This is a genomic window from Acidovorax sp. 69 (assembly GCF_002797445.1).
GTDB lineage: Bacteria > Pseudomonadota > Gammaproteobacteria > Burkholderiales > Burkholderiaceae_C > Acidovorax.
Genome location: NZ_PGEP01000001.1, coordinates 274,249 through 298,416, shown reverse-complemented (window position 1 = coordinate 298,416; position 24,168 = coordinate 274,249). Strand labels below are relative to the sequence as shown.

24 protein-coding genes and 2 pseudogenes are annotated in these 24,168 nt (G+C 64.1%); 15 read left to right on the top strand and 11 right to left on the bottom strand.

Going from position 1 to position 24,168, the window contains the following annotated elements; translation table 11 throughout:
* Positions 1-30 precede the first annotated feature (30 nt).
* On the top strand, positions 31-357 hold the full coding sequence (locus CLU85_RS01385; RefSeq protein WP_100408716.1) for a DUF2834 domain-containing protein: 327 nt from the start codon (positions 31-33) through the stop codon (positions 355-357).
* On the opposite strand, the gene CLU85_RS01380 is transcribed toward CLU85_RS01385, so the two are convergent.
* Positions 354-1,196: a helix-turn-helix domain-containing protein gene (locus tag CLU85_RS01380; RefSeq protein ID WP_100408715.1), complete on the bottom strand. Its 843-nt coding sequence runs from the start codon at positions 1,194-1,196 to the stop codon at positions 354-356. The two genes, CLU85_RS01385 and CLU85_RS01380, sit on opposite strands and share 4 nt — an antisense overlap.
* A gap of 196 nt (positions 1,197-1,392) precedes the next feature.
* Between CLU85_RS01380 and CLU85_RS01375 the strand changes: the two genes are divergently transcribed.
* Entirely contained in the window at positions 1,393-2,145 is a 753-nt protein-coding gene (locus CLU85_RS01375) for a tyrosine-protein phosphatase (RefSeq protein ID WP_198509123.1), read from the top strand.
* A 145-nt stretch (positions 2,146-2,290) separates the two neighbouring features.
* Here the strand turns inward: CLU85_RS01375 and CLU85_RS01370 are convergent.
* Positions 2,291-3,588 (bottom strand): annotated as a pseudogene (locus tag CLU85_RS01370) (MFS transporter).
* A 308-nt stretch (positions 3,589-3,896) separates the two neighbouring features.
* Between CLU85_RS01370 and CLU85_RS01365 the strand changes: the two are divergent.
* Both CLU85_RS01365 and CLU85_RS22885 read left to right on the top strand, forming a co-directional pair.
* The gene (locus CLU85_RS01365) at positions 3,897-5,708 is read left to right on the top strand and encodes a DEAD/DEAH box helicase (protein ID WP_100408714.1); all 1,812 of its coding nucleotides are present in this window, start codon (positions 3,897-3,899) and stop codon (positions 5,706-5,708) included.
* A 140-nt stretch (positions 5,709-5,848) separates the two neighbouring features.
* Positions 5,849-6,694: a hypothetical protein gene (locus CLU85_RS22885; RefSeq protein WP_157803901.1), complete on the top strand. Its 846-nt coding sequence runs from the start codon at positions 5,849-5,851 to the stop codon at positions 6,692-6,694.
* Positions 6,695-7,408: 714 nt separating this feature from the next.
* Here the strand turns inward: CLU85_RS22885 and CLU85_RS23550 are convergent.
* On the bottom strand, positions 7,409-7,717 hold the full coding sequence (locus CLU85_RS23550) for a hypothetical protein (protein ID WP_100408711.1): 309 nt from the start codon (positions 7,715-7,717) through the stop codon (positions 7,409-7,411).
* A gap of 13 nt (positions 7,718-7,730) precedes the next feature.
* On the opposite strand from CLU85_RS23550, the gene CLU85_RS23545 reads away from it, so the two are divergent.
* Together CLU85_RS23545 and CLU85_RS01345 are read left to right on the top strand one after the other, a co-directional pair.
* Positions 7,731-7,874: a hypothetical protein gene (locus tag CLU85_RS23545; RefSeq protein ID WP_157803900.1), complete on the top strand. Its 144-nt coding sequence runs from the start codon at positions 7,731-7,733 to the stop codon at positions 7,872-7,874.
* Positions 7,875-8,005: 131 nt separating this feature from the next.
* A complete protein-coding gene (locus CLU85_RS01345) occupies positions 8,006-8,275 on the top strand; it encodes a hypothetical protein (protein ID WP_100408710.1) in 270 nt (89 codons plus the stop codon).
* A 35-nt stretch (positions 8,276-8,310) separates the two neighbouring features.
* Here CLU85_RS01345 and CLU85_RS01340 read toward each other — a convergent pair whose 3' ends face one another.
* Positions 8,311-9,438 carry a Fic family protein gene (locus tag CLU85_RS01340; protein WP_100408709.1) on the bottom strand — a complete coding sequence of 376 codons (1,128 nt, stop codon included), beginning with the start codon at positions 9,436-9,438 and terminating at the stop codon, positions 8,311-8,313.
* 195 nt (positions 9,439-9,633) lie between these two features.
* Here CLU85_RS01340 and CLU85_RS01335 point away from each other — a divergent pair, with 195 nt between their 5' ends.
* A complete protein-coding gene (locus tag CLU85_RS01335; RefSeq protein ID WP_100408708.1) occupies positions 9,634-11,043 on the top strand; it encodes a DUF2130 domain-containing protein in 1,410 nt (469 codons plus the stop codon).
* 298 nt (positions 11,044-11,341) lie between these two features.
* On the opposite strand, the pseudogene CLU85_RS01330 reads toward CLU85_RS01335, so the two are convergent.
* Positions 11,342-11,925 (bottom strand): annotated as a pseudogene (locus CLU85_RS01330) (flavin reductase family protein).
* A 262-nt stretch (positions 11,926-12,187) separates the two neighbouring features.
* On the opposite strand from CLU85_RS01330, the gene CLU85_RS01325 reads away from it, so the two are divergent.
* The 5 genes from CLU85_RS01325 to CLU85_RS01305 all read left to right on the top strand — a co-directional run bounded on the left by CLU85_RS01325 (position 12,188) and on the right by CLU85_RS01305 (position 15,686).
* Positions 12,188-12,568 (top strand): VOC family protein, encoded by a 381-nt coding sequence (locus CLU85_RS01325; RefSeq protein ID WP_100408707.1) that lies wholly within the window; start codon positions 12,188-12,190, stop codon positions 12,566-12,568.
* Between the two features lie 201 nt (positions 12,569-12,769).
* Entirely contained in the window at positions 12,770-13,423 is a 654-nt protein-coding gene (locus CLU85_RS01320) for a trans-aconitate 2-methyltransferase (protein WP_369858142.1), read from the top strand.
* A gap of 32 nt (positions 13,424-13,455) precedes the next feature.
* Positions 13,456-14,238, top strand: a complete 783-nt coding sequence (locus CLU85_RS01315; RefSeq protein ID WP_100412315.1) for a tRNA-uridine aminocarboxypropyltransferase — start codon at positions 13,456-13,458, stop codon at positions 14,236-14,238.
* A gap of 31 nt (positions 14,239-14,269) precedes the next feature.
* Positions 14,270-15,148 (top strand): PA4780 family RIO1-like protein kinase, encoded by an 879-nt coding sequence (locus CLU85_RS01310; RefSeq protein WP_100408706.1) that lies wholly within the window; start codon positions 14,270-14,272, stop codon positions 15,146-15,148.
* A gap of 286 nt (positions 15,149-15,434) precedes the next feature.
* Positions 15,435-15,686, top strand: a complete 252-nt coding sequence (locus tag CLU85_RS01305) for a hypothetical protein (RefSeq protein WP_100412314.1) — start codon at positions 15,435-15,437, stop codon at positions 15,684-15,686.
* A gap of 49 nt (positions 15,687-15,735) precedes the next feature.
* Here the strand turns inward: CLU85_RS01305 and yjjJ are convergent, their stop codons facing one another.
* Positions 15,736-17,076 (bottom strand): type II toxin-antitoxin system HipA family toxin YjjJ, encoded by a 1,341-nt coding sequence (yjjJ, locus tag CLU85_RS01300; protein WP_100408705.1) that lies wholly within the window; start codon positions 17,074-17,076, stop codon positions 15,736-15,738.
* Between the two features lie 174 nt (positions 17,077-17,250).
* Between yjjJ and CLU85_RS01295 the strand changes: the two genes are divergently transcribed.
* A complete protein-coding gene (locus CLU85_RS01295; RefSeq protein WP_100408704.1) occupies positions 17,251-17,826 on the top strand; it encodes a DUF1439 domain-containing protein in 576 nt (191 codons plus the stop codon).
* Positions 17,827-17,949: 123 nt separating this feature from the next.
* On the opposite strand, the gene CLU85_RS01290 is transcribed toward CLU85_RS01295, so the two are convergent.
* On the bottom strand, positions 17,950-18,651 hold the full coding sequence (locus CLU85_RS01290; RefSeq protein ID WP_100408703.1) for an aspartate/glutamate racemase family protein: 702 nt from the start codon (positions 18,649-18,651) through the stop codon (positions 17,950-17,952).
* Between the two features lie 124 nt (positions 18,652-18,775).
* Entirely contained in the window at positions 18,776-19,699 is a 924-nt protein-coding gene (locus tag CLU85_RS01285) for a LysR family transcriptional regulator (RefSeq protein WP_100412313.1), read from the bottom strand.
* Positions 19,700-19,835: 136 nt separating this feature from the next.
* Here CLU85_RS01285 and CLU85_RS01280 point away from each other — a divergent pair, with 136 nt between their 5' ends.
* Positions 19,836-20,645 carry an SDR family oxidoreductase gene (locus tag CLU85_RS01280; RefSeq protein ID WP_232727692.1) on the top strand — a complete coding sequence of 270 codons (810 nt, stop codon included), beginning with the start codon at positions 19,836-19,838 and terminating at the stop codon, positions 20,643-20,645.
* A 148-nt stretch (positions 20,646-20,793) separates the two neighbouring features.
* On the opposite strand, the gene CLU85_RS01275 is transcribed toward CLU85_RS01280, so the two are convergent.
* The 3 genes from CLU85_RS01275 to CLU85_RS01265 all read right to left on the bottom strand — a co-directional run bounded on the left by CLU85_RS01275 (position 20,794) and on the right by CLU85_RS01265 (position 22,867).
* Positions 20,794-21,306: an SRPBCC family protein gene (locus tag CLU85_RS01275; protein WP_100408702.1), complete on the bottom strand. Its 513-nt coding sequence runs from the start codon at positions 21,304-21,306 to the stop codon at positions 20,794-20,796.
* Positions 21,307-21,520: 214 nt separating this feature from the next.
* Positions 21,521-22,057, bottom strand: a complete 537-nt coding sequence (locus tag CLU85_RS01270; protein ID WP_100408701.1) for a hypothetical protein — start codon at positions 22,055-22,057, stop codon at positions 21,521-21,523.
* 33 nt (positions 22,058-22,090) lie between these two features.
* Positions 22,091-22,867: an NIPSNAP family protein gene (locus CLU85_RS01265; protein WP_100408700.1), complete on the bottom strand. Its 777-nt coding sequence runs from the start codon at positions 22,865-22,867 to the stop codon at positions 22,091-22,093.
* A gap of 158 nt (positions 22,868-23,025) precedes the next feature.
* Here CLU85_RS01265 and CLU85_RS01260 point away from each other — a divergent pair, with 158 nt between their 5' ends.
* Positions 23,026-24,024, top strand: a complete 999-nt coding sequence (locus CLU85_RS01260) for a YafY family protein (RefSeq protein WP_100408699.1) — start codon at positions 23,026-23,028, stop codon at positions 24,022-24,024.
* Positions 24,025-24,168 lie beyond the last annotated feature (144 nt).

Here is a 24,168-nt window from a genome sequence, read left to right as displayed (position 1 = left end):
CCCAGCCCATTCGTGGGGCTGATCGAACCGATGCAAAACAAGCACTTGCGCGCCTTCTTCCTGCTCCTGGCCGTTGTGGGGCTGGCCGTGCCCTGGTACTTCAACGCGGTGTACTTCTTGGCGGGTGGCAGCGTGATGCCCGATGTCTTCTGGCGCGACGCCTTTGCCAACCCCCTGACCACCGGCATCACCATCGACGTGTACCTGGCTGCCGTGGCGTTTGCAGTCTGGGTCGCGGCAGACCGCAGCCTGGGCCCGTGGCGCTGGGCTTGCATCGCGGCCTGCTTTGGCATCGGGCTGGCGTTTGCGATGCCGCTGTATCTGGCTTACCGGTTGCGCGCTGTGGCTGCGAACTAAGTTGGCTGGGGTGGCTGGTGCAGCGGTTTCGGCGGCGTCTGCGCACCCATCTGCAGCGGCCAGTGCGTGCTAAGGGGCGTGCGTGTGTCTTGCACCAGGATTTGCAGCGGCTGGCCCGCCAACCTGCGCACATCGCGCCCCATGTGTGACTGGTCGTAGTAGCCCTGGGCCACCGCCAGTTCGGCATTGTGGGTGGCTGGCTCGTTAGCAAGGGCGTGCCACAGCGTGCTGTTCAGCCGCGCAATCACCTGAAACTGCTTGGGCGCCATGCCCCAGTGCGCCACAAAGCGCCGCTCAAACTGCCGCTGGCTCAAGCCCATGTGCAGACCCGTGCCTTCATCGGCACTGCAGGCTGCGGTGAGCAGTGCCAGCGCGTGCCGCCGCCGTGCCTCGCAGTCAGACGGGGGTGCAGCGGTGGCGCGGATGAACTGGCACAACACGTCTATCCGGGCGTCATCGTCTGCCGCTGTCCGCACGTTGCGCTCTGCCGCAGCCCACGGCGCGCCTGCCAGGTCGGCCATGGGGCGCATGGCATTGGCGGCGCCGCGTGCGCTGGTAAACAGCGCTGCTGCCGCCTCGGGCCGCAGCACCAGCCCCACGGCGTGTACGCGGCCCTGGTGGGCATACGCGGTGGCACAGGTGCTGGCGCTCATCCATGCCGCCTTGGGCACTGCCACCCCTTGGCACGTCACTTGCCCTGCCAGCCGCACTACCAGCATGCTCGACACCATCGCCGGAAACTGCGACTGCGCCAGCTCGGCAGGGGAGTCCACCACCACGGCGGCCTCCAGCCAGGGCTGCAGGTCGGGCGGGGCGGGTACAAAGCGTGAGTGGGGCATGCCGCAATTTTGCACACGGGCCAACTTCCGTGGAAAACACAGACGACCCACGGGACACAGGCGCAGTGCCAACGCACCCGTCCAGCCATTCTCATCAGGCCACCCACCAGCAATCAGCCACCCGCGCGACAGGCAGCAGCCACACAGCGCGACTATCCTGTACCTCTCACCCACCGACCACGCCCCTCGCACCACCATGCCGCTGCCAGCACCCACCCGATCCCTGCCCATGATGGGCGCCACCAACTTTCGCGACCTGGGCGGCTACATCGGCCAGGGCGGGCAGCAGGTGAAGTGGCGGCGCATCTTTCGGTCAGACCACCTGGCGGGGCTGACCGCGCAAGACCAGGCCCTGCTGGTCGAGCTGGGCGTAACCCGCGCGGTGGACTTTCGGGGCCAAGCCGAAAGCGCCGCCTACGCCTACGCACTGCCCGGCATCACCTACCACCCGCTCGCCATCGAGCCCACCGTGGTGCAGCGTGCGCTAGAGCTGCAACGCACCGGCCGCCAGCTCACCGCGCAAGACGCCGTGGACTTGATGCAAGACACCTACCGCGGCTTTGTGCACAACAACGCCCCGCGTTTTGCCGAGCTGTTCAGGCTGCTGCTCGCCAGCGATGCGCCCACCGTCTTCCACTGCACCGCAGGCAAAGACCGCACCGGCTTTGCCGCCGCCCTCATCCTGCTGGCCCTGGGTGTGCCGCGCGACGTGGTCATGCACGACTACCTGCTCACCAACAGCCTCTACCAGCGCCCCGCCGGCATGGGCAGCCACGCGCCCGAAGAAGTGCTGGCCGTGCTGTGGCGCGTGCAAGAAGAGTTTCTGGACGCCGCGCTGCACAGGGTGGACAACGACTTTGGCGGCGTGCAGGCATACCTGATCGACGTGCTGGGCGTGGACGCCGCCGCGCAGAAAGAGCTGGCAGGGCGGTATTTGCAAGCAGTGTGATGGTGGCGGTGGATGCTGCCAGTGGCCGCTGTCAGTGGCTGTTTTGCTCACCTATTGATAGCTGCTGGCGCATGATCCATAAGCACCAGCGGCCCATTTGGCTTGAGAATCAGCCCGCACAGGCTGCCCAAGCCAATCAACGCCTTCAGCCCGCACCCGGCTGCAACCGCCTTGCCGCTGCCTGCCCCCGCACCCGCCAATACAGCCACCCGGTGATCGACAGGTTCAGCAGGTTCCACCCCATGCCGTTGATGAACGCCGCCTGGTAGCTGCCCGTCACGTCAAACACCCAGCCCGACATCCAGCCCCCCAGCGCCATGCCCACCAGCGTGGCCATGATCACCGCGCCCACCCGCGCGCCTGCCTCTTGCGGCGGGAAATACTCGCGCACGATGATCGCGTAGGCGGGCACGATGCCGCCCTGAAACAAGCCAAACATCGCCGAGATCACATACAGCGGCACCAGCCCGTCAAACGGCAAAAACAGCACCAGCGCCACGCCCTGCAGCGCCGAGCCCCACAGCAGCGTGCGAATGCCGCCAATGCGGTCGCACACCACGCCCGACACCAGGCGGCTGACAATGCCGCACGCCAGCATCAGCGACAGCATCTCGGCCCCGCGCGCCGCGCCAAAACCCAGGTCGGTGCAATACGCCACGATGTGCACTTGCGGCATTGCCATGGCCACGCAGCACGCCACGCCCGCCACACACAGCAGCAACTGCGCATGCGCCGGGTGCAGGCCAAACGGGCGGCTGCGGTCTACTGCCGGGGCAGCACCAGCGTCACCCGCACCTGCAGCCGCACCGCCCACCGGCGCCAACACCACCAACGGTGGCCGCTGGCGCATGCGCGTCGCCAACAGCAGCATGCCCGCGCCACACACCAGCCCCATCAGCACATAGGTGGTGCGCCAGCCCATCGTCTCCACACCGTGCTGCACGATGGGCGGCCACAGCGCCCCGGCGATGTAGTTGCCGCTGGCACAAATCGCCACCGCAATGCCGCGCCGTTTGTTCCACCACAGCGCCGTGTCGGCCAACAACGGCGCAAACGTGGCCGACGCACCAATCAGCCCCATCAACCCGTGGGCCAGCCCAAACATCCAAATGCTGCCCGACAGCCCCGCCCACACAAACCCGCCGCACACCCCCACCGCCCCACACACAGCACCGGCATCAGCCCATGCTTGTCAGCCAGCCGCCCCGTCCACAGCCCGCCAATCCCCAGGCACACCATCATCAGCGTGTAAGGCAGCGACGCATCCGCGCGGCCCACACCAAACTCGGCCTGCACGGCGGGCAGAACGACCGACACCACGTACATGCTGCTGTTGCCAAGCACGACCAGGCCCAGGGTGATCAGCAGGCGCCACGCTGCTTGGCGCGAGTCGATGAGGGATGCCGGGGCGGCGGTGGAGGTGGGCGAAGAGGTGTTCGGCATGCGGGGCAATTTACCCCACGGCACTGCAGGGACTTACAGGGCGGCGTCAGTCCTCACGGAGCGCAAGGGGCGCAGTGACTTGATCGATATGATTTTTATAGCTGCCAGTGCTTGTTGGATAAGCGCTAGAGGCCATTTAGGCTTGAATGGTCTGGGCGATGCATGTCTTTCTGCTGCGGCTCACCCACCCGCCGCTCGCCAACATGTTTGGCATCCAAAAGTTGCGCAGCGCTTCCACACCCCCTAAAGTGCATTCACAACTGCATACAAAGATATGCAGCGCACAACATAGGGGGGCAACTGGCGGCATGGCGACATTGATACCGGCGATAGGCTCGTCCGCATTTGATTCCACCGGCGAGCGTCGCCTGGCCGAGCGGTTAGAGCAAAAGCTCGATGACGACTACCTGCTGTGGCACAACGTGCCCATCGGCCCCAAACAAACCCACCCTGATTTTGTGGTGCTGCACCCGCGCCGGGGCTTGCTGGTGCTAGAGACCAAGGACTGGCACCTGGAGACCGTTCAAAGCGCCACCAGACAGGCCTGGACGATTCTTGCCAACGGCCAGCCCAAGGTCGTCATCAACCCGCTGGCACAAGCGCGCCACTGCGCCATTCAAGTGGTCAACGCGCTAGAGCGCGACCCGCAGCTGGTGCAAACCAGCGGCCCGCACCAAGGCAAGCTCGCCTTCCCGTGGGGGCACGGCGTGGTGTTCACCCGCATCACGCGCAAACAGTTTGACGCCGCAGGCCTGGGCGAAACCATCGCCGCCAACTACATCATCTGCAAAGACGAGATGGAAGAGTCGGCCGACCCCGAAGCGTTTCAAGAGCGGCTGTGGAACATGTTTGCCCACAGCTTTGGCGGCGCCATGAGCCTGCCGCAGCTAGACCGCGTGCGCTGGATCATGTTCCCCCAAGTGCGCGTGCAAACCACCGGCGACCTGTTTGACGACAACGATGCAGACGCCGAGATGCCCAACATCATGCGGGTGATGGACCTGCAGCAAGAGCAGCTGGCCCGTAGCCTGGGCGACGGCCATCGTGTCATCCACGGCGTGGCGGGCTCCGGCAAGACCATGATCCTGGGCTACCGCGCCGAGTATTTGGCCAAGGCCTGCACACCCACCAGCAAGCCCATCCTCATCCTCTGCTTTAACGAACCACTGGGCGTCAAGCTGCACAGCGTGATGGAGGCCAAAGGCCTGAGCGACCGCGTGCATGTGCGGCACTTTCACAGCTGGTGCCACCGGCAACTCACCGCCTACGGGCAAAGCCTGCCGCCGCAAAACATGCCCGTGGGCGCCAAGATGATGGACATGGTCGACCGCGTTATCCGCGCGGTAGAGCGCTGCCAAATCCCCGGTGGCCAATACCAGGCCGTGATGATCGACGAGGGCCACGACTTCGCGCCCGAATGGCTCAAGCTCATCACCCAAATGGTGGACCCCGCCACCAACAGCCTGCTGGTGCTGTACGACGACGCGCAAAGCATTTACGAACGCGCGCGCAGCAAACAGTTCAGCTTCAAGAGCGTGGGCATCCAGGCTCAGGGCCGCACCACCATCCTGAAGATCAACTACCGCAACACGCGGCAGATATTGCAAACCGCCAGCCTGGTCGCCGCCGACCTGCTGACGGCGGACGACAAAGACGACGACGGCATCCCGCTACTCAAACCCGTGAGCTGCGGGCGCGACGGGCAAGCCCCCGTCATCATCAAATTGCCCACCCTGCGCGACGAAGCCTTTGCCATTGCGGACCACTTGGCCAGCGCGCACAAAGAAGGCTTTGCGTGGGGCGACATGGCCATCCTCTGTGCAGACTGGAAAAACATGGACTTGTGCGCCGATGCGCTGGCGCAGCGCAAGCTGCCCTTCAACGTGCGAAAACGGTCGGGCGACTTCAACCCCGGCGCCAACGCCATTCAGGTCATGACCATGAAGGTCAGCAAGGGGCTGGAGTTCCCCGTGGTGGCGCTACCTGGCGTGGGGCATATGCCTGCGGCGGGGGAGGATGAGAAAGAGGCGGCGCGTGTGTTTTATGTGGCGGCGACGCGGGCTACGCAGAGGTTGGTTGTAGGAGTGTGCGGTCCATCAATGTTCGGAAGGCAACTGTGATCCACGTAGAGATTTTGTCGAACCTGCGACGTTAAAAAAACTTCTCAGCAGCGTTCGAGCTAACCGACTGAGCGGTTGCACTAGAAACTATTTAATCAATTGCGCTCGACCAAACCAAAAAATCATTCAAGGGTAAAAATATGAGCACACATACTATATTTAGAGCGTACCGCTATCAGCTGCTGCCCTTGGATCGAAATGAAACTAAAGATCTTTATCTCAATTTTTCGGTTGAGGAAATAGTTGCGCGTAAGAATGACTTTTTTGCAGAGGCACTTACTCATTTGCCCAAAATCAGTCACAAGCGGGTAGAGGTGAATATTTCAATTGAAGAAGTTCAGCAAGATTTTTTTCGTGTAAAGCTTGCCCCTAGCAGGCCATTAACCAGGGAAACGGCGGACTCCCGACGTGAGAAGATTGAAAATTGGCCGCACATAGAAGCCTACATTTTGAACAACCCGGACGATCAACTTTTAATTATTCAAGAGCGTGTCTCCGCCTTTGCTAACACCGATACAGTAGCAAACATCATTCTCCGGGGGACAAGAGTCGCCCTAGACCAAATTGGGCTGAGCCTCCAAATAGAATCAATGTTTAACGAGTCCTATTTTTGGGGGCTTGTGAATCAATACAGCAATCGAATAACTTGGGTCGAATTTGAATTTATAACGCCCAACATGGCCAATATTTCAAAAACTCTGGCCAATACGTTAAAAAACTTAGGAAAGCAAACAAATGCAGTAAAGGAGCAGCTTACACTCCGATCCGATCCATCATCTTCACTTGACATAGACCAATCAAACGAGACTATTCAAGGATTAGTCGAATACACCAGTAAGGGTGCTGGGGATATAAAGCTGAAAATTAAGGGTATTAGAAAGCGATTTCAAACGTCTACTTCGAGACGAGAAGTACATCTATCGGGAATTGAGATAACAGCCGATGCCAATGAAATTGTCGAAATAATTCGAGCCGCCTTGAAATGAGCGCTAATGTGTTGAAAACGGCTTTTGCTTGCTTGGGAATTGCATGCGCAGTGCAATTTTTATTAAATTATGTGCAGTCAAGTTTTATATTTGATTTTTTGAAATCAAATATTACAAATATACAAGTTGCGCTTCTGGCTGTTAACACGGCAACACTCGGCATAGTACTCACAAAAATTAGAGAAATAATTGATAAAACCGGACAGCGAGAAATTTTCAATTCCACTAGGAGAGAGATGTTTCTATCGATCAAAGAGCAAGTCACTTTGATAGCGATTTCGCTATTAATTCTTGCGCTCGAGTCCGCGAAGAATTTACCTATCCTAGTATCTTCAGATGTATTTCAAGCAGCATTGACGGCTTCATTTATTTACTCGATTCTCGTCCTCTATGACACTGCAAAGAGTGTGTTTGTGATCTTGGACTTTTAGTCGGTCCCATACAAAGGCAATAGCTTTTCCAGAACCCGCAGACTGCCACGCCTACGCGTATCTGAAGATGGTGTACAGGGTCCATACGAGTGCCTATGTGGCCGATAAAAATGACTTTCTGGTCAAATTCTGCGGGCACGTGGCTTAACCACGGCGCTTTTGATCGCTGGTTATAAATATTCGGCGAGAGGTAGACGCAAATTTCTCAAGAATAGCTTTTGTACGCCGCCTCGCGCTGATGATTAAGTGACAACCTCTGCCAGTCCGTTCAACAAGAAAAGGCTCAGTCGCCATGCGTGAAAACATCTGCCCTCACTGCAGCAAAGCCTTCAAGAGCGACGAAGCTGAATACGCCAAAGTCCTCAAGCAGGTGGGCGATGGCGATTTTGCCAAGCAGTTGCACGAGCGGCAGGAGCTGGCCGAGCGGTAAAAACGCGACGCGATTGCCTTGGCTGAGGCCAAGCTCGCCCATGAGCTGCAAAGCGCAGCGGCCCGCAAAGATGCAGAGATTCAGGCCTTGCAGGCCCAGCCCGCTGCCGGTGAGGTGCGCCTGCAAGCTGGCGGTGTTGGGGGCTTTGGGCGCGGTCAGCAACGAGCGCGATGGGTTGGCGAACGCGTTGGATCATGCGCGCGACGCGCAGCAAGCTGCTGCGCAGTTGGCGGAGGCCAAGCATGTCGCCACCGCAGGCGACCCGTCGTGGTTTGATAACGTGTGCCGCGTGGCCAATGTCATGCGGCCGTATCTGTAAGGCTCCGCCTCCGCAGAGCTGCCAATGGCGCAATTCGCCAAATCGCGCCACAACGTCTGAAATCGCGCCACATGCATCAACTAGCCTGCTAACCGACAGTTAGTGCAAACCAGCCAAGGCAGCCGATCAATTTGACCCCGACCGAGCCGTTGCGGCTGGCCTACCCCGATCTGATCAAGCAGACCACCCACGCGGTGGTGATGCACTCGGGCAAAGACGCCTTGCACGCTATCGCCCACGCCGTAGCCGCGCGGGTGCCCGAGCCCGGCGGCGCTGCCGTGCATTTGCTCATCGTGGATGAACTGTGTCGCTTGCATGAAGGGGTGTTGGCGCGGTACGGTCTGCGGCCGTCGGGGTTTGCGGCGTGGAAGACGCAGGCAGTACGCCGAATATCATTTTGATAGCTGCTAGCGCTTTCTGCATAAGCGCTAGCGGCCTATTTGACCAAAATATAGGCAGTGTTCCGTCCACCACCCTCCAGCCGCGCCAGCACACCTTGCTCCAACAGGTCGTTGATATCCCGCAGCGCCGTATCCGATGAGCACTTGCCCATCGCCGCCCACTTGGCATTGGTCAGCTTGCCCTCCATGCCATCGAGCACGCGGTTCAGCACCAGCGTCTGCCGGGCGTTCATTGGCACGTCGGCCCAGCGTTGCCAGAACTGTGCTTTGCCGAGCACGCCGGCCAGCAAGCCTGCTGCGCCTTGTACAGCGCGCAGCAGGCAGCCCAGAAACCAGCTCAGCCAGGGCGTTACATCCAGCGGGCCGTGCTGGGTGGTTTCCAGTTGGTCGTAGTAGTGCTTGCGCTCGCGCTGGATCTGGGCGCTCAGGCTGTAAAAGCGCTGTGCAGTCCCTTCGGCGCGCGCCAGTGCCATGTCGCCCACGGCGCGGCTGATGCGGCCGTTGCCGTCGTCAAAGGGGTGCAGCGTGACGAGCCACAGGTGGGCCAGACCGGCGTGAATCAGCGGGTCGCCGGTGGGCGCGGCGTTGAACCATTGAAAAAAGGCGGCGGTCTCTGCGGGCAGTTGCGCAGCGGGTGGGGCTTCGTAGTGCACCTTTTCTCGGCCCACAGGGCCAGAGACAACCTGCATGGGGCCTGCGGCATCGTTGCGCCACGCGCCCACCTGGATGCGCGTGCGGCCGCTGTAGCCGGTGGGGAACAGAGCGGCGTGCCAGCCAAACAGGCGCTCTGCCGTCAGTGGCTGGCTGTAGTGCTGGGTGGCGTCGAGCACCATGTCCACCACGCCGTCCACATGCCGGTCTGCCGGGGCCAGCGCACCAATGTCCACCCCCAGCCTGCGGGCGATGGAGGAGCGCACGGCGTCCAAGTCCAGCGCCTCGCCTTCGATGGCGCTGGTGGTGATGACCTCTTGCGTCAGGGCTTGCAGGGTGGCGTGGTCGCGCTGCGCCAGCCCCACGTCAGCCATGCGCCCTGCCAGGTGGCCTTGGGCGCGGTGCACCTCTGCCAGGGGGGCGGCCAGTGCGGCCGCGTCAAAACGCCACTGCGGCCAGTCAGGGCGTTGCCACAGGTAGGTGCGGCGGCGGGGGGCTTTGTCGGTCCACATGCGGCGATTATGATGGTTATTCACCGCAAATTGTGCGGCGAATAGGTGTGCCTTTCACCGCTTTACGCGGTGCCACAGAGTAGGCTGACCGGAAAGCGTCATCGCCCGAGGGCGTGAGCGTGTCCGGCGCCACGTCGCTTTGCCTGGTGCCCGCTATGCTCCCCCACCAACCAAACACGACACACGGTAGCCGCCATGCACGACATCATCTGCCCCCATTGCAACAAAGCCTTCAAGGTAGACGAGACCGGGTATGCCGACATCCTCAAGCAGGTGCGCGACGCGGATTTCAGCGCGCAGTTGCACGAGCGGCTGGAGCTGGCCGAGCAGGACAAGCGCAATGCGGTGGCGTTGGCGCAAGCCCAGGTGGCCAATGAGTTGCAGAAGTCGGCGGCCGCCAAAGACAGCGAGATTCAAGCCCTGAAGGCCCAGCTGGGTGCGGGCGCGGTGGAGCGCGACCTGGCGGTGGCGCAGGCGCTGAGCGCGGTGGAAAAGCAGCGCGATGCCATGGCGAACGAGCTGGATCGCGTGCGGCAAGCGCAGCAAACGGCGGATCAGTTGGCGCAAGCCCGGCTGGCGCAGGAGCTGCAAGGCGTGGCGGCCAAAAAAGACGCCGAGATCCAGCACCTGAAAGCACAGTTGGATGCGGGCGAGGTGGCGCGCAGGCTGGCGGTGTCTGAGGCGGTGACGGTGGTGGCGCGCGAGCGTGACGAGCTCCAAAACAATCTGAACCTGGTGGTCGTGAAAAAGCAGTTGGAAGAAAACGCCATCAAGGAGCAGTACGCCCTGCAGCTGCGTGACCGCGACGGCGAGATTGCGCGCCTCAGGGACATGAAGGCGCGGCTGTCGACCAAGATGGTGGGCGAGACGCTGGAGCAGCACTGCGAGACGGAGTTCAACCGCATCCGCGCCACGGCGTTTCCGCGCGCGTACTTTGAGAAGGACAACGACGCTCGCAGCGGCAGCAAGGGCGACTTCATCTTTCGCGACGTGGACGAGTCGGGCAACGAGATCGTCTCGATCATGTTCGAGATGAAGAACGAGAGCGACGAGACGGCCACCAAAAAGCGCAACGAAGACTTCTTGAAAGAGCTGGACAAGGACCGCACCGAAAAGGGCTGCGAGTACGCCGTGATGGTGTCGCTGCTGGAGCCCGAGAGCGAGCTGTTCAACACCGGCATCGTGGACATGTTCTACCGCTACCCCAAGATGTATGTGGTGCGGCCGCAGTTCTTCATCCCCATCATCACGCTGCTGCGCAACGCCGCCATGAAGTCGCTGCAGTACAAGTCAGAGCTGGCGCTGGTGAAGGCGCAAAACCTGGACATCACCAAGTTTGAAGCGCAACTGGAGGACTTCAAGGGCGCCTTTGGGCGCAACTGGCGCCTGGCGTCGGACGGGTTCGAAGAGGCCGTCAAGCGCATTGACGAGGCCATCAAAGACCTGGAGAAGACCAAGGAGGCCCTGCACAAATCGGCCAACAATTTGCGCCTGGCCAACGACAAGGCCGAAGACCTCACGATCAAGAAGCTGACACGTGGCAACCCGACGATGGCAGCCCAGTTTGCGGAATTGAAGCAGGTGGGGCTGTCAGACATGGAGTGATGCCGGGGGCCGCCCCAGTCGATTGGCGGGTAGATGCCGCTGCGCCGCAGGCTGCTTTTTGCCCGGCTGTGTCAGCCAGCCCCCCACAGGGCGGTGAAAGACACACCCGTTCACCAGGGGGTGGGAGGGGGCTGGTTGGGCGGTTGAGGGGCGCACGATGCTGCGCCCGAATGCTCATGGTTTGATAGCTGCTGGCGCTTGATGGATCAGCGCCAAGGGCCGATTTGGCTTGAAGTTTCTGCCATTGCCCTCACACGCGGGCCTTCACCCGGATGTGCACCGCACGTTCACCGCACCTTCATACCCTCACCGAAGCGCCTGTCGCATAAAACTGCCCGCCCGCCACGTAGTGCAGCGTGCGCAGTGCGTCGGGGCGGTGTCGAACTCCCAGTGCCCGTGGCGGAACACGCGCGCGTCGGCCCAGGCGGCCACCACTTCGCCAATGAATAGGTCGTAGGTCTGCTGGTTGTGGGGCTCGGGGATGACGCGGCACACCAGCCAGGCGGCACAGCCCTGCACCAGCGGCACGGCGTGGCCGGGCGTGTGGAACAGCTCTACGCCGTGTTGCTGCAGTTTGTCGGGGTGGGTTTTGGCGCTGTCGGTGCCGATGGCCACGGTGAGCGCAGCCATGGCCAGCGTGGGCAGCTGCAGCGCAAAGGTGCCGCTGCCCTCCACCAGTTCGCGGGTGCGGGTGGCTTTGTCGAGCACCACCGTCACCTTGGGCGGCGCAAAGTCCAGCGCGCAGGCCCACGATGCGGCCATCACGTTGTGCTGGCCTGCGTGCGTGGCCGACACCAGCACCGTGGGGCCGTGGTTGAGCAGGCGGTAAGCCTTGTCGAGCGGGACGGGGGTGAAGTGCGCGGGATGGGTGGCTGAAGGCATGGTGTGTTCAGTGCGAAGGCGGATGTCTGCACGCCGCAGATTTCGTCTGGAGGAATGCGATTACTCTGTATTTGATAGCTAACAGCGAAGATTGAACAAGCGCTCCGGGGCATTTTGGCGCAAAACACACCCTGCGTGGTGGTGCCGCACCGGTGATGTGGCGCTGGCGGCCGTCTGTTGTGCGACAGCGCGCCGGTGGCCAGCCGGTAACATCGCTTCGCCTTTCAACTGCCCTACCTGGGCCCCAATGGAGACAAGCAATATGTTCAGTCATGTGATGGTCGGTGTGAATGACCTGGAGGTGTCCAAAAAGTTTTACGACGCGCTGCTGGGCACCTTGGGTGTGCCCCCCGGTGTGGCCAATAGGAACCGCTACTTTTACCGTGGGCCCACGGGCACGTTTGGCATCACCACCCCCATCAACGGCGAGGCCGCCACCTTTGGCAACGGCGGCACGATCGGCTTTGCCATGCAGTCGCCCGAGCAGGCCGATGCGTTCCATGCCGCCGGCGTGGCCAACGGCGGCACAACCTGCGAAGACCCACCGGGCTTGCGTGAAGGCCCTGGTGGCAAGCTCTATCTGGCCTATCTGCGCGACCCGGACGGCAACAAGATCTGCGCGCTGCACCGGCCTGCGCAGTAAACACAGGGGCGCAGGCCTCAAGGGCGCAGCCCGGGTCGCTGCCACAGCGGTGCGGCATGGCGCCCTTCGGGCCACACCACACACACCACCTCCGGGCACCCGGTACCGGGCGGGCACCCACTGCGCGATACTCCCCCGCAATGAACAACAGGTGCCCGGCGCCTGCCCTTGCAGGGCGGGCCGTGGCGGAAGGAACAGCCAGTGAAACCAGTGAGCAGCGCGGGCGGGCAAGGCGTGGGCAACGCCCCGGCCAGTGCGCAAGCAACCCTTTTTGACGAGGCGTACTACCAGCGGTTTTACTTCGACAAGAAGACCAGCGTGGTGGACCCGGCGCACACCGAGCGGCTGGGCGCGTTTGTGTGCAGCTACCTGCAATACCTGCGCGTGCCGGTGCTGCGCGTGCTGGATGTGGGCTGCGGCATTGGGCTTTGGCGCGATGTGGTTGCGCGGCATTTTCCGCAGGCGCAGTTCCATGGCGTGGAGTTCAGCGAATACCTGTGTGGGCGCTTTGGGTGGGAGCGCGGCTCGGTGGTGGACTACAAGGCCCGCACGCCCTATGACCTGGTGATCTGCCAGGGCGTGCTGCCCTACCTGAACGAGGCTGACGTGCAAAAGGCCCTGCGCAACCTGGCCCGCCTGAGCCGGGGCGCGCTGTATGTGGAGGCCGTGGCGCGCGAGGACTGGGAGCAGGATGTGGTGGACGAAGAAGTGACCGACCCGCGCATGTTCAAACACCCTGCGCAGCTCTATCGCCGCACGCTGGGCGAAGGGTTTACCGAGCTGGGCGGTGGCGTGTGGCTGAGCAAGCGGGCCGAGCTACCGCTGTTTGCGCTGGAACGGGCAGGCGGGCAGTGAGCCCGTCTGTGCCCGACGCAGCGGCCCGAGCCATGCCACCCGCCACCTCCAGCGCCCTTCCCCATGCCGTTTCGCGCCTGCGTGCAGCGCGGCTGGCGCGCAGCGCCAAGCCCTTTTTGGCGCGCGGCGGCCCGCGCGGCGAGCGCTGCCCCGGCTGCCGCCTGGTGCCCAGCCATTGCCTGTGTGGTGTGCACCCCATGGTGCCCACGCGCGCCGGTGTGTGCCTGCTGATGGCCGACATCGAACCGCTCAAGCCCAGCAACACCGGCTGGCTGATTGCCGATGTGGTGCCCGATACCTTCGCCTTTGGCTGGGCCCGCACCGAGGTAGACCCGGCACTGCTCACACTGCTGGCCGACCCGCAATGGCAGCCGTATGTGGTCTTTCCCGGTGAGTTCGTGGCGCCTGAACGGGTGGTGACCGAAGTGGCGATGGACAGTGTGGCGGTGCCCCGAGCCGGGGTCGAACCTGCGTTGGCCAAGCGCCCTTTGTTCATCCTGCTCGACGCCACCTGGCCCGAGGCACGCAAGATGTTCCGCAAAAGCCCCTACATCGACCGCTTTCCGGTGCTGAGCCTGGAGCCCGAGCAGCTCTCACGCTATCGGCTGCGCCGCTCACGCCGGGACGACCACTTTTGCACCTCGGAGGTGGCGGGCCTGTGCCTGGATCTGGCCGGTGAGCCGCTGGCCGCGCAGACGCTGCAGGCCTACCTCGATGTGTTCACCCACCACTACCTGCAGGCCAAGCACCAGCTGCCACCCGACTGGCAAGGGGCCGAGCATGAGCGCCTGCGCAGCCTGACCGCTGGCGGCTGAGGGGAATGCGCCCCGGGCGCAAAATGCACGCATGAAAGCACCTCCCCGCCTGCAGTCCCTGATCGAAGAAGGCCTGATCGACACCGTGGTCCGCCAGCTCATGAGCGGCAAGGAAGCCATGGTTTTTGTGGTGCGTTGTGGCGACGACACCCGCTGCGCCAAGATTTACAAAGAAGCCAACAACCGCAGCTTTCGGCAAGCGGTGGACTACACCGAGAACCGCAGGGTCAAGAACTCGCGTTCGGCCCGCGCCATGGCCAAGGGCAGCAAGTTTGGCCGCCAAGAGCAAGAAGCCGCCTGGCAAAGCGCCGAGGTCGATGCGCTGTACCGCCTGGCCGCTGCCGGCGTGCGGGTGCCACAGCCCTACAACTTTCACGACGGCGTGCTGCTGATGGAGCTGGTGACCGACGCCCACGGCGATGCTGCCCCGCGCCTGAACGATGTGAGCTTTACCCCCGAAGACGCACGCACGCACCACGCGACGCTCGTGGCCGAGGTGGTGCGCATGTTGTGTGCGGGCGTGGTGCACGGCGATTTGTCGGAGTTCAACATCCTGCTGGCGCACCTGCCGGGCGTGGACGGTGAAGAGGGCCACGCCGGCCCGGTCATCATCGACCTGCCCCAGGCGGTGGACGCGGCGGGCAACAACCACGCGCAGCGCATGCTGCTGCGCGACGTGGCCAACCTGCGCGACTTCTTCGGCCAGTTCGCCCCCGAGCTGCGCAGCACGCAATACGGCCCCGAGATCTGGAGCCTGTACCAAAGCGGCCTGCTGAGCAACGAGACCCCGTTGAGCGGCGTGTACGCGCCCACACATGCCGACGTGGACATGCAAGCCGTGATGCGCGAGATCGACGACGCGCGGGATGAGGACGCCGCGCGCAGGCTGCGCATGGCAACAGCGGCCTGACGCCGTTTGGTCCGGTGCAGCGGGCCAGGGAGCGCCCACCAGGGGTGCGTGCGGGCGCGGTGCTGCGCAATGCGTGCATGGCCAAGGCCCTGGCTCCTGCAGGAGACTGAGTCCTGATTTGATAGCTGACAGCGCTTACGGATAAAGCGCTAGAGGCCAATTTGGCTTGATTTCTCATGGCCGCGCAGTGTCATTCCGGGCGCAGGTGCCTTACAGTAGCCGCCCGCAGCACGCAAACCCGCCCGCTCGTCCACACACTACAGCCCACCAGGGCTGCCCCCACATGCTGACCAAAGACATAGTCCGACAGAACGATCTCAAACCCATGGTGCTGTGCGAGCCTTGCCAGGGCATCCAGCGCAACTGGCGCAAAGCCCCCGGCCACGCCGAGCTGGTGCAGCGCGGCAACCGCAAGGAAGAGCGCGACGACGGCAACGTCACCATCACCCGCTACGTGTGCGACCGCTGCGGCACGGGGTGGGAGTATGAAAACGACAAGAACAACCAGAAGGCCGGTTGGTCGGTGGTGGGGCGCTGAGCCCCCAGATATTCAATAATGATAGCTACCAGCGCTTTATGAATCAGCGCTAGCGGCCGATATGGCCCGCATTCTGGGCTGCAATGGCCCGGAAGTCTGCCGACACCCGTTCGTCCTGCGCCGCCGCCTGCCAGAACGCCAGCGCCAGGCCCTGCGCCTCGGTCCATTCACCCAGCGTGGCGGCAGAGGGCTGCTGCGGGCGGCTGGCCACATCGCGCGGCACCAGTTCGCCGCCCACCGGCGCATACAACATGGGCAGCATGTCGTAGGTGGGGGACAGCGCCCAGTCGTCGCCCTGGAGCACCAGCGAGATGTTGCCGTAATGCCGGTCGGTGTTGGCGATGAGCTGGCCGTAGGCCTCCAGCAAACGCAGGGTGCGGGCATCGGCCTGCGTCAGCAGATGGCGCGCGGCCATGCGGTTGGCGGTGGCGGCCCAGTTGTCGATCTCGCCCACGTATTCGGCGTTGTAGACCTGCAGCGACACCATGCCGATGCGTCCGCCCAGACCCTGCGGATCGTTCGCAGGCAGCGATGAACGGTCAAAACGCTCCGACTCCAGAAACACGCGCCCCGCGCCGGTGAAGATCTGCGTGGGCGCAGCGGGCAGGCCCGCCTGTGCCAGCGTGCGCAGTGCCAGGTGCTCACACACCAGCAGGTCGCGCATGCGCTGGTCGGCGGGTGCGTCGCCCGCAGGCGAGAATTTGACGATGACATGCCGCCCGGCGGTGATGGTACAGAACTTGGGCTGCTCGCCGCCCGCCGATGAGCCAGGGTGGGTGCCCCGCATGGCCTGCTCGGCCAGCTGTGGGTAGTCCGCGGCAGACGCCACCCGCGATGCGCGCGCGGGCAGGGTGTGAAAGCGCTGGAACGCGGCCTCGCCCATGATGAGGTTGCCCGGCAGGTCGTCGCCATACAGCGTCATGGCGCGCAGCACGTCGTCGTCGCTCCAGTGGCGCGGGTCATGGCCCAGCTGCAGCTCGGGGTGGGCATGGGCAAAGGTGCGGCCCATGAAACCCTGGGGCCGCATGTCGTCCAGAAACCAGGGCAGGCCATCATGGCGGCGATGTTCGCCATCGACCTCGTCCACCCAGAACGCCCCGCCCTCCAGCGGCACCAAACGCGCAAACGGCGAAGGGCGGCCTTGCGCATCAATGTGCATCACCAGCACCTCGTTGCCCACGCCGGGCACGGTGCGGGGCAGCACATAGCGCTGCGAGCGCGCTGCGCCCACCTTTTGCACCTGGCCCGCCTGGATCAGCGGCGCCAGCGCGCGCGACACGGTGGGCTGGCTCACGCCCAGCAGCTCCTGCAGCTCCGCACTGGTCAGCACGCCACCCTGGCGGCGCAGGGCTTGCAGGGCTTTGGGGGGCAGATCATTGAGACGGCTCATGAATCATTATATGAATAGATATTTTTTACAAAATCATCTATCAATTCATATGTCTATGAGAATTCAAGAATAGATAATTTCAAAATGGATTGAAGAAAAATTGGGCACAAGACTCCCAGGGCCTGGCACCTTTTCTGCGCATCCGCATCCCACAGCCCTTCCAGGAGACCAGCCATGCTGCACCGCCGACAATTTTTGACCAACGCCACCCGCAGCGCATGGGCGCTGGGTGGTGGTGTGCTGCTGGCAGGGCGTAGCGCGCGGGCCCAGCCCAGCTACACCGTGCCGCTGGCGCAGTTGCAGGACATGGTGGCCGAGAAGTTTCCGCGCAGCGTGCCGGTGCAGGGCTTGTTCAATCTGAGCCTGCAAGCACCGCGCCTGCGGCTGCTGCCCGAGGTCAACCGCCTGGGTGCAGCCATGGCGGTCGATGCTGCCGGCCCCGCGCTGCGGCGCAGCCATGCGGGCAGTTTTGAGGTGGAGTTTGCGTTGCGCTACGAGGCCAGTGACCGCAGCTTGCGCGCCCACCAGATCCGGCTGGGGCGGCTGGACTTCCCCAGCCTCAAACCAGCTGTCACCGACCTTCTCAATGCCTACGGCCCGGTGCTGGCCGAGCAGTCGCTGCGCGAAGTCACGCTGCACCAGCTGCGCCCGCAGGATACGGCCGTGTTCGACGGCCTGGGCTTGCAGCCGGGGCCCATCACCGTGACGGCCCAGGGGCTGACCGTGGCCTTTGTGCCCAAGCAGCCGTGAGCGCGGTGGTCGATGGGATTGCTCAAAAACTATAGCAGTCACCGCTTGATATACCGGCGCCTGTGAGCAAAAAGGTCAAAAAAACAGGCCGGGGCCCCAGCAACCACCACCAGGCTGCGGCGCTCAGCCCTCTGCAACGGCCCGCCGCAGCGCAGCGCGGGCCAGCAGGCGGGTGGAGTCGAGCGTGGGCAACGGCGAGTTGGCGTCGCTGAGGAGGAGCGGAATCTCGGTGCAGCCCAGAACCACCGCATCGCAGCCGTCGTCCTGGCGCATGCGGGCGATGATCTGCTGGAACGTGGCCACGGCCTCGGGCCGGACCACGCCAGGCACCAGTTCGTCCATGATGATGTGGTTGATCTGGCTGCGCTCGGCCTCCGTGGGGCGCACATACGCCAGCCCCAGGGCCGCCAGCTTGTCGGGGTACACGCTGCTGTCCACCAGCCAGCGCGTGCCGGTCAGCGCCAGGCGCCGGTAGCCCTGCGCGGCGGCTTCGGCGGCCACCACCTCGGCAATGTGCAGCCAGGGCAGCGGCGAATGCGGCAGCACCCGGTCCAGCGCCTGGTGGATGGTGTTGTCAGGGCAGATCAGAAAGTCAGCCCCCGCGCGCGCCAGCTTGTGGGCCGACGCCAGCATGAGATCGGCCACCCCTTGCAGGTCGCCCCGGTCCAGGCAGTCCACGTAGTCGGCCAGGGGCGGCGTGTGCATCGACACCTCAGGGTGCGCGTGCGGGCGGCCGAGCAGCGCCGGGCCTTCGGTACAGAGGGTGCGGTAGCAAAGGGCAGCGCCCTCGGCAGAGCAGCCGACGATGCCAATGTGTTGGGGCATGGTGTGAAGAGTGGGAAGACAAAGACGAGAGGCCGATCGGCGTGTCCATTATTGCCAGCCGCCCACAAGGTCTTCTGCAATCAGGCCCCTGTGCAATGACACACCCATGCACGCAGCTGACCGGTCAATCCCCGCGCACACGCTGTGCAAAGCCGCGCTCGCTGAACTGCGCCACCACAAAGTCCACAAACACCCGCGTGCGCGCAGGCAGCAGCTTCTTGCTGGGGTAGTACAGCGAGGTGGGCCCGGCATCGGCCCACCAGCCCGGCAGCACCCGCACCAGGTCGCCCCGCGCCAGCCAAGGCAAGGCAAATGGCATGGGCAGCACCGTGAGGCCCAGTCCCATCATGGCGGCCTGGCACATGGCCTCGGGGTCGTCGAACACGAGGCGCGGGCGCAGTTCGGCAGCGGCCACTTCGCCCGCCTTGTTGCGCAGGGTGATGACCGCAATGCGCCCTGTGCGGATGGTGCGCCGCGCAATGCCATCCCACTGCGCCAGATCGGACGGGTGGCGCGGCGCCCTGCGGCCCTTGAGCAACGCGGGTGAACCCACGGCGACCAGGTGGACGGGCCCGAGCGTGCGCGCCACCATGTCCGGGTTCAGGTTCAGCCCGCCGCCAATGCCGGCGTCAAAACCCTCGCCGATCAAATCGACCTGACGGTTCTCAAAGCGCCAGTCGGGCTGGATGGCGGGGTAGCGCTGCAAAAACTCGGTGAGCAGTGGCACCAGGTAGGCGCGGCCAAAGGCCTGGCCCATGCTGACCTTGAGCGTGCCCGCAGGTTGCTGATCGGTCTCTGCCGCATGGTCTACCGCGTCGGCCAGAGCAGTCAGTGGCTGGCTGATCTGCGCCAGCAGGCGCTGCCCGCCCTCGGTGAGCATCAGGCGCCGCGTGCTGCGCTGAAACAGCCGCACGCCCAGCCCGGCCTCCAGCCGCGCCACGTTCTTGCTCACGGCGGCGGGCGTCAGGCCCATCAGCCGCGCAGCGGCCGAGAAGCTGCCGGACTCTGCAGATTTGACAAAGGATTCGAGGTGACTCAGCGGTTGCATGGCTTGCATTTTCAACCATGGGTTGAAACAAATGCAGCCCATTCATGGCTACCGACAGTGCAATGTTTTTTCGACACTACAGGTGTTCCCGGTTTCGGCTCTTTCCTTCTTATCCCTTGTCTATTGGAGAAACACCATGTCTACGGCGTCCCTTTCTGCTGCGTCAGTTCCTTCATCAGCCCCTTATGCACCGACCCCGCGCGCTCTGGCCGGCAAGGTGGCTTTTGTCACCGGCGGCGCGCGCGGCATCGGCGCGGCCATCGTGCGGCGCCTGGCGCGTGACGGGGCCGCTGTGGCGTTCACCTACAGCAGCTCCGAAGCACCCGCGAAGGCGCTGGCCGCCGCCATTGAATCGGAGGGTGGCCGCGCACTGGCGCTGCATGCGGACAGCGCGGATGCCGCCGCCCTCACGCAGGCGGTGGACCAAGCAGCGCGCACGCTGGGCCGCCTCGACATCCTTGTCAACAGCGCTGGCGTGGCTGTGGCCGGAGAGATCGACAGCTTTGCGCTGGCCGACTTCGACCACACGCTCAATGTGAATGTGCGTGCCGTGTTCGTGGCCACACAGGCGGCCGTGCGCCACATGGGGCAGGACGGGGCCTATGGCCGCGTCATCACCATTGGCAGCACCAACTCCGACCGCGTGCCATGGGCGGGTTTCAGCGTGTACGGCATGAGCAAGGCCGCTATCGTCGGCCTCACCAAGGGCCTCGCCCGCGACCTGGGGCCGCGTGGCATCACGGTCAACAACGTGCAGCCTGGCCCGGTCAACACCGACATGAACCCCGCCGATGGCCCCATGGCCAGCAACATGCACAGCCTGATGGCGCTAAGCCGCCACGCGCACCCCGATGAAATCGCCGGCATGGTGGCCTACCTGGCAGGGCCGGAGTCGGGCATGGTGACGGGCGCCAGCCTGCTGATCGATGGCGGATTTGCAGCCTGAAGCGAAGCACTGCCAAGCGCGTTTGAACATGCACAGGGCATGTCCACCCACCTGCGCAGACCGCATCGGCGCGTGCGGAAGCTGGAGGGCGCAGGTCTGTGATTCGCTGGACGGCCGACACGCGGCCCCTGGCGCCGGTCCGTGCGAATCAGGCCGACAGTGCAGCGCTTGCGGGTGCCTGCGACGAGGTCTCGATCTGCGCCTTGGCCAGGCGCAATGCCTTGCGCATGTAGCCGCGCCACAGCACGTTGGCCAGCAACCACAGCACCGGGGCGGCCCACTGAGAGCGGGCGTGAAAGGCGTGGCGCCAGCGCACCGTGGTCTGCGTGCCTTCAGCCTGCGGGTCAAACCACCAGGCACCATTGGCGCCTGTGGCCAGCCAGCGCAACGCCCCCGTGAAGTTGCTGACCGTGTAGCTGAAGTACTGGGCAGGGTGGTAGTGCTTGAGCCCCTCCTGCGCGCTGCTGCCGTCAGACAGCGCCACCGTGCGCGTCTGGCCCGGAGCATCCCACGCACCGGTCTGGTCGCTGGTTCCGGTCACTGCGGGCAAAGGCCCGTAGCCGGTGAACAGGGCGCGCGGGTCCATCGGCGCAATGTGCTGGAACGCCAGCGCAGGGGAGGCTTTGATGCGCGTCTGGACGGTGGCGGAGAAGGTGGTCATGGGCAGGTGCAGTCGTTAAATCCCACCTTGTCAGGCAGTGGTGCCACTGTAGTGCGCAGCAGAAAAGCGATAAATACCCTTCTTCAGAACGGACTGTTTGCTGAATTGCCAACAATCGCGTCTTGCCCCGACGGGCTGGCTGTGTACCAACGCGCTGTGGCGCGCGCTGGTGGCATCCACGGACGTCCCCCTCTGGCGCATTGGCGCAGGGCCACTACGCAACAGGCCGCGCGAACTCCATGACCCAGTTGACCTCCCAGGTGGCGCCATCGTCATCGGAGAATGCCTGCTCCCAGCGCGGTGCGCCAGAGTGCCGTTGCGACCACTCGAAGCGCACGCGCACCGGGCGGCCCTCAAACGTCTCCGTGCCATAGAACAGGCCCACACCATTGTCAAAACCGCCCACCACGGGCGGGTACAACAGGCCCGTGGCCGGGTCCAGGCCGCCGGTGGTGTTGTCGAGCCAATAGATGCTCCAGCACTGCGTGACAGGGCTGAACACGCGCAGCGCCATGCCCACAAAGCCGGGCTTCCACGCCAGGGGAGTGAAGTCATCGCAGTTGCCAATGCCACCGGGCAGCGGGCCTGCGGTGCCGGTGGCGTCGAACATCTCCCAGTCGTTGCAACCCGCCAGGCGGTGCACCAGACGTGTGTTTCGGATGCGCCAGGGGCCCATGAGGAAGTCAAAGTCGCGCGCGGCGCCGGGCGCCATGGCGGGCGACGCAAGGGTGATGGGCTGGGGAGTGTGCATGGTGCGGTCGCCTTGTGATGGGGGCTTGTGGTGTCAGGCGTGCAGTGCAGACCGCGCCGTGGGCTGCAGGCGGTGGGTCTCTGGTGTGGTGGCGAGCCAGGGTGCCAGCCCAGGGGCCACGTCGCGCGCCCACGCGCCGCTGTCGGCCAGTGACTGCAACGCGCCTTCGTTGCCAAACACCGCCAGCACCACCAGAACAAACTCGCCCTCACGCACAGGCAGGCGGGGGAAGGTATTGGCGCTGGTTTCGGTGCAGTACCACGCCACCTGGCGTGCACCCCCACGCAGCAGCGTGGGTGTCATGCGGTGGCGGCAGAAGGCCAGCAGCGCTGGTGTGGCAGGTTCGCGCAGGGAGAACACCGTGGCGTCCACGATGCCCGGCGGCGCACTCTGCGTGCTTTGCGTGGGGGGCTCAGGGCGGGCATGCGTTGGCAGTGCAGCATCAGCGCCGGGCCAGGCCGGGCGCAGCAGCAGCACGTTGCTGGAATCGATCATGGTGGCGTTGGCCGCAGCGCGGTGTGTAGCCCACACAGGTCCACCATAGAACGCCTCCAGGGCCTGGCGACGGGTCTCCATGGTGGCGAAGCCGCGCAGCCACACAAAAAGATCGGGCTGGTCCAGGTCGCGAAACTGCCCAAGCACCCGCATGCCCTGGGCCTCCTGGGCCTCGATGAATTCGCGGTCGAACAGGTTGATGAGCACGTCGCGCTGCTGCGGCTGCAGCGTGTACTGGCGCAGCTCAATGACCTGGCAGTCCTCCAGAACAGACGTCGGACGGGCATGGATTGCGGCCAAGGCGGTATCGGGCATGTGGGTTCCTGCTGGTGTAGGAGAGGGAACAAATTCAGGGGGCAGTCTGCGCCGCAATACCTGCCACCGTATGGCAGTTATTTGGGATATCTTTGGGCCCTGTTCATTTTTTCGGTGGGGGCACTTTCAGGTGGCCCGCGTTCACCGCCCCTGTCACCATGCGCGCCAGCCGCCTGTTGTCGATCCAGATGCTGCTTGAAACCCAGGGCCGCATGAGCGCGCAGGCGCTGGCCGATGCGCTGGAGGTGTCGGTGCGCACGCTCTATCGGGACGTGGACCAGCTCAGCGCGGCCGGTGTGCCCATCTATGCCGAGCGCGGGCGTCACGGGGGTTTTGCTCTGCTGCCAGGCTGGAAAACCACCCTGACCGGGCTCACGCCTTCGGAGGCGCAGGCGGTCTTTCTGAGCGGTCTGCCCGGGCCTGCGCAAGACCTGGGCATGGGCGGCGATGTGGAAGGCGCGCGGCTGAAACTGCTGGCCTCGCTGCCCGCGTCCTGGCGCGAGGACGCACAGCGCGTGAGTACCCGCCTGCACCTGGACCCGGTGGACTGGTACCGCGAAAGCGACCCCACGCCCCACCTGCCCGCCGTGGCTGCCGCCGTGTGGGGCGGCTATCAGGTTGCGATGCGCTACGAGAGTTGGTCTGACACCGTGCAGCGCACCGTCAGCCCGCTGGGCCTGGTGCTCAAGGCCGGCGTCTGGTACCTGGTGGCGCTGCCGGCCAGTCCGGGCAAGACACCCGCAGACGTGGGTCCGCGCACCTACCGGGTGTCGAACATCCTGGCGGCACAGGTGCTCGATATGCCGGTGCGCCGTCCGGCGCGGTTCGACCTGCCGGACTACTGGGCCGAGTCGATCAAACGCTTTGAATCGGGGCTCTACACGGGCGAGGCCGCGCTGCTGGCCACACCCGCCGGGCTCCAGGGGCTGCGTTTGCTCAGCAGCGCCGTGGCGCGTGCCGTGGCAGCCGCACCGCCGCCACGCCGCAAGGACGGGCGTGTGGCCTTGACCATTCCCACGGAATCGGTGGAACACGCCTGCGGCCAACTCATGCGTCTGTCGCCACAGGTGGAGGTCCTGCGGCCCGCCGTGCTGCGCCGCGCACTGGTGGAGCGGGTGCAGGCCACGGCACGGCTGTATGGGATGAACAGCACATGACGGGCCGCGCACGATCCCGTTGTGTGATGGGTTCTTGCTATTTATTGAGGAGCTATCAGCGCTTATTGCATAAGCGCTGACACCGAATTTCGTCCAAAAATCGCATCCACAATGCGTTCCATCGGCGTTTCATTGTCCTGCGTG